The organism is Anoxybacteroides voinovskiense (assembly GCF_014196205.1).
Lineage (GTDB): Bacteria > Bacillota > Bacilli > Bacillales > Anoxybacillaceae > Anoxybacteroides > Anoxybacteroides voinovskiense.
This window is the reverse complement of the sequence record NZ_JACIDE010000033.1, coordinates 23,633-29,632: the sequence shown is the minus strand read 5'-3', so window position 1 is coordinate 29,632 and position 6,000 is coordinate 23,633. Positions and strand designations below refer to the sequence as shown.

Annotated in this window: 9 protein-coding genes; 6 read left to right on the top strand and 3 right to left on the bottom strand. The window is 40.5% G+C overall.

The window, feature by feature from the left end; genetic code table 11:
* Window positions 1–302 precede the first annotated feature (302 nt).
* The 3 genes from GGR02_RS16075 to GGR02_RS16065 form a co-directional block, all read right to left on the bottom strand.
* The gene (locus GGR02_RS16075; RefSeq protein ID WP_183185977.1) at window positions 303–761 is read right to left on the bottom strand and encodes a DinB family protein; all 459 of its coding nucleotides are present in this window, start codon (window positions 759–761) and stop codon (window positions 303–305) included.
* A 78-nt stretch (window positions 762–839) separates the two neighbouring features.
* Window positions 840–1,736 carry a DMT family transporter gene (locus GGR02_RS16070; RefSeq protein ID WP_183185976.1) on the bottom strand — a complete coding sequence of 299 codons (897 nt, stop codon included), beginning with the start codon at window positions 1,734–1,736 and terminating at the stop codon, window positions 840–842.
* Window positions 1,737–1,822: 86 nt separating this feature from the next.
* Complete coding sequence (locus GGR02_RS16065) at window positions 1,823–2,374, bottom strand: bifunctional transcriptional activator/DNA repair enzyme AdaA (protein WP_183185975.1); 552 nt, start codon at window positions 2,372–2,374, stop codon at window positions 1,823–1,825.
* 166 nt (window positions 2,375–2,540) lie between these two features.
* Here GGR02_RS16065 and GGR02_RS16060 point away from each other — a divergent pair, with 166 nt between their 5' ends.
* The 6 genes from GGR02_RS16060 to GGR02_RS16040 all read left to right on the top strand — a co-directional run bounded on the left by GGR02_RS16060 (window position 2,541) and on the right by GGR02_RS16040 (window position 5,965).
* Complete coding sequence (locus GGR02_RS16060; protein WP_183185974.1) at window positions 2,541–2,912, top strand: iron chaperone; 372 nt, start codon at window positions 2,541–2,543, stop codon at window positions 2,910–2,912.
* 223 nt (window positions 2,913–3,135) lie between these two features.
* Window positions 3,136–3,387 (top strand): AbrB/MazE/SpoVT family DNA-binding domain-containing protein, encoded by a 252-nt coding sequence (locus GGR02_RS16055; protein WP_066324878.1) that lies wholly within the window; start codon window positions 3,136–3,138, stop codon window positions 3,385–3,387.
* Window positions 3,384–3,773, top strand: coding sequence for a type II toxin-antitoxin system death-on-curing family toxin (locus GGR02_RS16050; RefSeq protein ID WP_183185973.1), 390 nt, complete (start codon window positions 3,384–3,386; stop codon window positions 3,771–3,773). Before GGR02_RS16055 ends, GGR02_RS16050 begins: the two co-directional genes overlap by 4 nt.
* 154 nt (window positions 3,774–3,927) lie before the next feature.
* Window positions 3,928–4,062 carry a hypothetical protein gene (locus GGR02_RS17685; protein ID WP_260175187.1) on the top strand — a complete coding sequence of 45 codons (135 nt, stop codon included), beginning with the start codon at window positions 3,928–3,930 and terminating at the stop codon, window positions 4,060–4,062.
* A gap of 110 nt (window positions 4,063–4,172) precedes the next feature.
* Complete coding sequence (locus tag GGR02_RS16045; RefSeq protein WP_183185972.1) at window positions 4,173–5,390, top strand: RNA-guided endonuclease InsQ/TnpB family protein; 1,218 nt, start codon at window positions 4,173–4,175, stop codon at window positions 5,388–5,390.
* Window positions 5,391–5,500: 110 nt separating this feature from the next.
* A complete protein-coding gene (locus GGR02_RS16040; RefSeq protein WP_183185971.1) occupies window positions 5,501–5,965 on the top strand; it encodes a phage tail protein in 465 nt (154 codons plus the stop codon).
* Window positions 5,966–6,000: the final 35 nt, after the last annotated feature.

Genomic DNA, 6,000 nt, shown 5'->3' with positions numbered 1-6,000 from the left:
AAAAAGACGAGAAAAGGAAAGGAACCAGAGCTTTACCACTCTGATTCCTTCACGTGAACTGAATTTATACTGTCTACTTTTCGGATCGCAGTGCACCACCACTTCAACGACGAAAGGGAGGAAGAGGGGGAATCGCTTTTTTAGTAGATTTTCTGGAAAAAACAACAAGCAACGGACGTCGGTGGTGAGTGTCCACCAGCGCTCGTGCTTGTTGTTTTTAGGTTTGGACATATAACGGTCAATCGTGGCGGAAGATCATTGTTTTACAACATTTGTCGAGACAAATTTCCTTCTTTAGCTAACTAAAGAAATCTACGAATATCTTGGATTTTAGCAAGATGCTGCCCTTCATGGAAAATCGTTCGCACTAACACTTGAGCGATCGTGTACATGCCGGATTCGGTCGGCGCGAATTGTTCTTCGAGGCGTTCCCCGTACCACTCGCGTATTTTCTTTGGCTGTTCTGCCAATAACTCCTTTAATACAGACAGCGACGGAGGTTGTGTTTTCCATGCGGCCGGGCTAGTTCCGAAACCAAACCAGTCGCGAAACCCTTCCGGAAACAGAATTGGTTCTTTCGTTACATGCTGAATCCAAAGATATTGGTCTAAATAGACGTGCCCAAGATTCCAACGAATATTGTTGCTAAATCCTTTCGGAACGATGTCCGCTTCTTCTTCGCTGAGTCCGTCCAATACTCGAAGCAACTCCCTACGGTAGTCTTCTAGCTGCTGAAACAGAACTTCATGTCGTTTTTCCATTTTCCACCTCGTTTGTTTGTATAGATACTTACATTCTACAGGAAAGGATTTCTTTTTCCTATGGGTATGATAAGTTAATCAACGCACGTGCTTTTCGACAACTCTGCTTTTTTGAACGGATGGCTTGCTAGAGACGTATACCCCGAATAAAATCAACAGCAATCCAATCATCAAATGGTTAGTAATGGCTTCTTTCAATAAAACATGCCCCCATATCATCGCAGTGGCTGGAATGAAATAAGTGACCGTCGTCGCAAATTCCGGGCTTCCTTCTTTCATTAAATAATAATATAGAAGATGGGCAATGCCGGAACCGAAGCAGCCAAGCCCAATGATGGATAAAACAATATGGTAGTTCCAGTCAGAAGGCAGCGGCATGGAATGCGTAGCAAAAGAACCAAGCAGTCCAATCCCAGCTCCGACGATTAACGTACATATTGTAACAAAAAGAACACCAACATGAGCGACGTATTTTTTCATGTATTGCGAAGCAAATCCATAACAAATCGTTGCGAGGCACATCGTTCCGATGCCGATAAAACTTTGTGTCCATAGCACGCTGAATCGAAATTCAACAAGCACTAATATACCGATAAACCCAATAATAATTCCTACCCATTGTTTTTTCGTTACCTGTTTAGAAAAAAAGAGAAAGCCGATAAGCCCTGAACAAATAGGCGTAAGGGCATTAATCACCGCCGCTGTATTGCTTGTAATTTGTGTTTCGCTTAACGCAATCAGCCCCCAAGGCAGCCCAGCATTAAATATCCCGACAATAATTAAGGACAGCCAAGGGATTGGCTGAGTCATCTGCTTTCTTTTCGCCCATAAAAAAGGCATTAATAACATCGCCCCTGCTATGCATCTTAGAAAAACAGTTCCCCATACGCCAGCGGATTCCGTCAACCATTTGATAAATACAAAAGATAACCCCCAGATAAAACTTAAACCGATGAGTGCGCTATATAACTTCATCCCAATTCCTCCCGTTAAGACAAATCTACTATCATTATCCTTCCATCAAACAATTTTGTCTTTTTGTTTTTTGCTATGTAATTTGCTTATGAATGATTAGCTCGCGAACGATATTCCGTCGGGGTGCATCCGACCATTTTTCGAAAAACGGAGGAAAAATGAGCAGAATTTCTAAAGCCTACCTCAAGTGCAATATGAATGAGAGGGAGGGTTGTTTCTACCATTCGCTTTTTGGCAACTTCCACTCGTTGTTGCAATACAAATTGGTGTGGGGACATCCCCGTTTCCGCTTTAAACATTTTCTGCAAGTAAAAAGGGCTAACGTATAATTCCTTCGCTAATTGTCTAAGCGGAATCGTTTCTGTCAAACGTTCGGAAAGAAATTGCTTCGCTTTGTTTACAACCATTTCTTTTGTGGTCGCATGATGCAATAAATCTGGCCGACATCTTTTGCAAGGACGAAAGCCTTCCGCGAGAGGTTCTTTCGGATTGTAAAAAATTTTTACGTTTTCACGTTTTGGCGTTTTCGAGCGGCAAGACGGTCGACAAAAAATTTTCGTGGTCGTTACACCGTAAAAGAAAATACTATCATAGTCTTGATTACATGCCACAATCGCATGCCAAAATTCCTCTTTCATAACCTTTCCCCTTTCTTTCCCTATCTTACCATAGAAATAAGCGTGCAAGCCGGCTAAAAAATTGAAAAGCAAGATTGTATAACATCGTACATCGACGCTATAGTAAAATAAAGTATGTCTACGACGCGAAAATTAGTTGTAAACAAGTGAAAGGGGGCACGAAACGATGGAAGTTTTCGCGCAATATTTAGCAAGTATCGACAATGTTGACCATCGCAATCGAACAGAGGAAATTTTACGATGGGTTTGTGATACATTTCCACAGTTAAAACCGCAAATGAAGTGGAATACGCCCATGTTTACCGATCACGGGACATTTATCATCGGCTTTTCTACAGCCAAACACCATGTGAGTGTGTCACCTGAAGAAGCATGCATGGCTCATTTTGCTGATGAAATTGCCCAAGCTGGTTATAGCGCGACGAAAGGATTATTTCGCATCCCATGGGATAAGCCAGTAAATTATGAATTGCTAGAGAAAATGATTGCTTTTAATATCGAAGAGAAAGCGGATTGTACAAGTTTTTGGCGAAAGTAGAAAACGCTCGAACACATACACAGTACCTATTGGCGAGAGAGAATGAAGAGAGGAATGGAAATGGCCTACGCTGTTGATTGTGAACTACCCACCGCTTAGCTAACGCTTGGCGATCGCTGTTTCTCGCTCTTTTTTCTTTCATCAAAATTTGCAAAGTAATGTTGTCCGGCTGGTTTGAAATATTGCTTTATGTTATAATTGTTATAACAAAGAGGTGAGACATATGTTACATGCAGATCGGAAAGTGTTGAAAATCGGAAACTCACTAGGAGTTACTTTTCCTATTGAATTTCTCCAAAAACTTGATATTCATCAAGGAGACGAAATACAGATGGAGCTTGAAAATAACCAAATTGTAATAAAGAAGAGTAACAAGGTGAACTTGCCAAAAGGCATTTCGAAAGACTTTTTTGACGTGTTGAATGAAACGATCGAGGAGTATGACGAAACGATTAAGGGGCTTATTGATCGGTGAGATATGTAACAGTGGAGGAGATTATTGCGATGAACCTCTTCATTATTGAAAAATATTCACCTTGCGAAATGAAGGGGGTAAAAGAACAATCATTATTGGAATCTGCCGTGTATCGCCCACAACAAAGTGTGTTTGGCGAAGATGCTTATCCTACTATTTTTGAAAAAGCAGCCGCATTGTTTGAGTCTTTGGCAAAAAACCATTGTTTCCATAACGCAAACAAACGAACAGCTTTTGTCGCTTTTATTCAATTTTTAAAATACAACGGTTACCGGTTTGTGATGCCGCAAGATGAGGCAATCGAGTTTGTTGTTGATGTAGTGAATCATCGATATTCCTTTAACCAAATTGTCGCTACAATTAAAGAATACACGGTTGAGTGTTAGGTTTGGCATCTTCTAACGCTTGATATGGTGGACGAAAGAAATAAATACAATCACGGGTGTTGATTATCCATTATTTTACTATAAAAACACAGAATCATATGACTGTACACAAGCTTTTCTGCCTCTTCCCTCGAACAAGAACGCCGGCGGGCAAATGACATTTGCCCGCAAAGCGTTCATTGTTCGAGGAGGGCATGCGTACAGCATGCCCAGTCGGCAAGCGGTTCGCTTGCCGACTACGGCAGAAAAGCTAGAAATAGAGCGATGTCAACTGGTTTTTATTGGTTAATCAACACGCCTGTAAAAATAATATTGTATTGTTATTCAATGAAAATGTATTCTAAAAGAAAAACACAAAGATAAAAAAAGTTCTTGAAGAAAAGGAGGTGAGCGACGAAGATGGAAGTTAATCGTGTGGAAAAGCATATCCTTTGTCCTACTCATCCTTATTATTACATGTTAGACGATTATTGCTTCCGCGCAAAGAATTTATACAACTTCGCCAACTATCAAGTAAGACAAACGTTTTTTCAACATGGCACCTATCTTTCCTATAACAAATTAGACAAGCTGCTTAAAACAAAAGGGATGGATGCAGACTATCGGGCGATGCCACTGGCTCAATGTGCCCAACAAACGTTAAGAATGCTTCATCAAAACTGGAAATCGTTTTTTCAAGCGATGAAAGACTGGGCAAAAAACAAAGAAAAATATACAGGCAGACCGAAGCCGCCAAAATATTTAAAGAAAGATGGACGGTATGTGCTTGTGCTAACAAACCAATCATGTAAAATAGAGGATGGTTTTGTGACATTCCCTCCATGTTTTCAAGGGTTTCGTTTAAAGACAAACATGAAGGGGAAGTTACAACAAGTCCGATTCATCCCAAAACACCGCTATATCGTCATCGAAGTCGTTTATAAAATAAGCATCCCTGCACAAAAACAGGATAACGGCAGATATGTAAGTATTGATTTAGGTTTAGATAACTTCGCAACCATTGTCAACAATGTGGGCAAACAACCGATCGTCATCAATGGTAAAGGTCTAAAATCCGTCAATCAATACTACAACAAACAAATGAGCCATTATCGCAAAGTGGCGAAACAGATGAATGGACTCGATTGGACAAAACGAATGAGCGAGATCACAGAAAAACGAAACCATATCGTGGAAAACTTTATGCACCAAGCGAGTCGCTTTGTCATTAACCATGCATTGTCTTTAGGCTGTAACACTATCGTTGTTGGGATGAATAAAAATTGGAAACGTGAAGTCAATCTAGGAAAACGAACAAATCAAGCGTTCGTTCACATTCCGTATCAAACGTTTCTTCATCAGTTGCAGTACAAAGCAGAACAGCATGGCATTCGCGTCATCGTGACAGAAGAAAGCTATACATCGAAATGTAGTTTTTTAGACATGGAAGAAATGAAGAAACAAAAACAATACAAAGGAAAACGAATCAAGCGTGGACTGTTTCAATCTGAAAATGGAACGCTCATCCACGCAGATGTGAATGGAGCGTACAACATTATGAGAAAAGTATTCCCAAAGGCGTTCGCCAATGGGATAGAGGGTGTGGGGTTACACCCAATCAGAGTACATGTGGCGTAATCCACATGGACTGATAAACAATTTTATTAAAATCTTTCATATGTTTTATGGATTTTAATGAAATTGATAACCTGATTCACGCCGATGAAAATAGCAATGGAGGAATGGAAATGGCCTATGTTGTGGATTTTAAAAACGTATCTACGGTTGGTTTAGAATCTTCGCCTGTAGCAGATGCTCTTGCGGGGTTGCGTGCGAACGAAGCCCGTTATTTTATGAATAAATACAAGCATGAATTTACAGTTGTGCCAGCTAGCGAAAGTCAAGAAACGATTGATTATGTGCATCGAATTTTGAAAGAAGAGCGAGGGATTGAATTTGCCGCCAAACCTTTAGAAACATCACGTTTTCAAGTGGAGAATATCCAATTTGCCTACGTCTTTTATGAAGATGGTCTTGTCGTCAATGTGATGTATACAGTCGATGACCCTAAAAAGCGGGCGGTTGGTTTCAAACTTTCGGAAGGCATGGACGTACCAAAGGAATTAGACGGAAAGTTTAAATTCGCCCGGCAAAAATCGAAACTAGCCGGAACGATTCGGGGGTCGTTTTTTGTCATTAAAGGGGAGTATTAGAATAAAACATCCATGAGTAAGTTTTGCTCGCCACC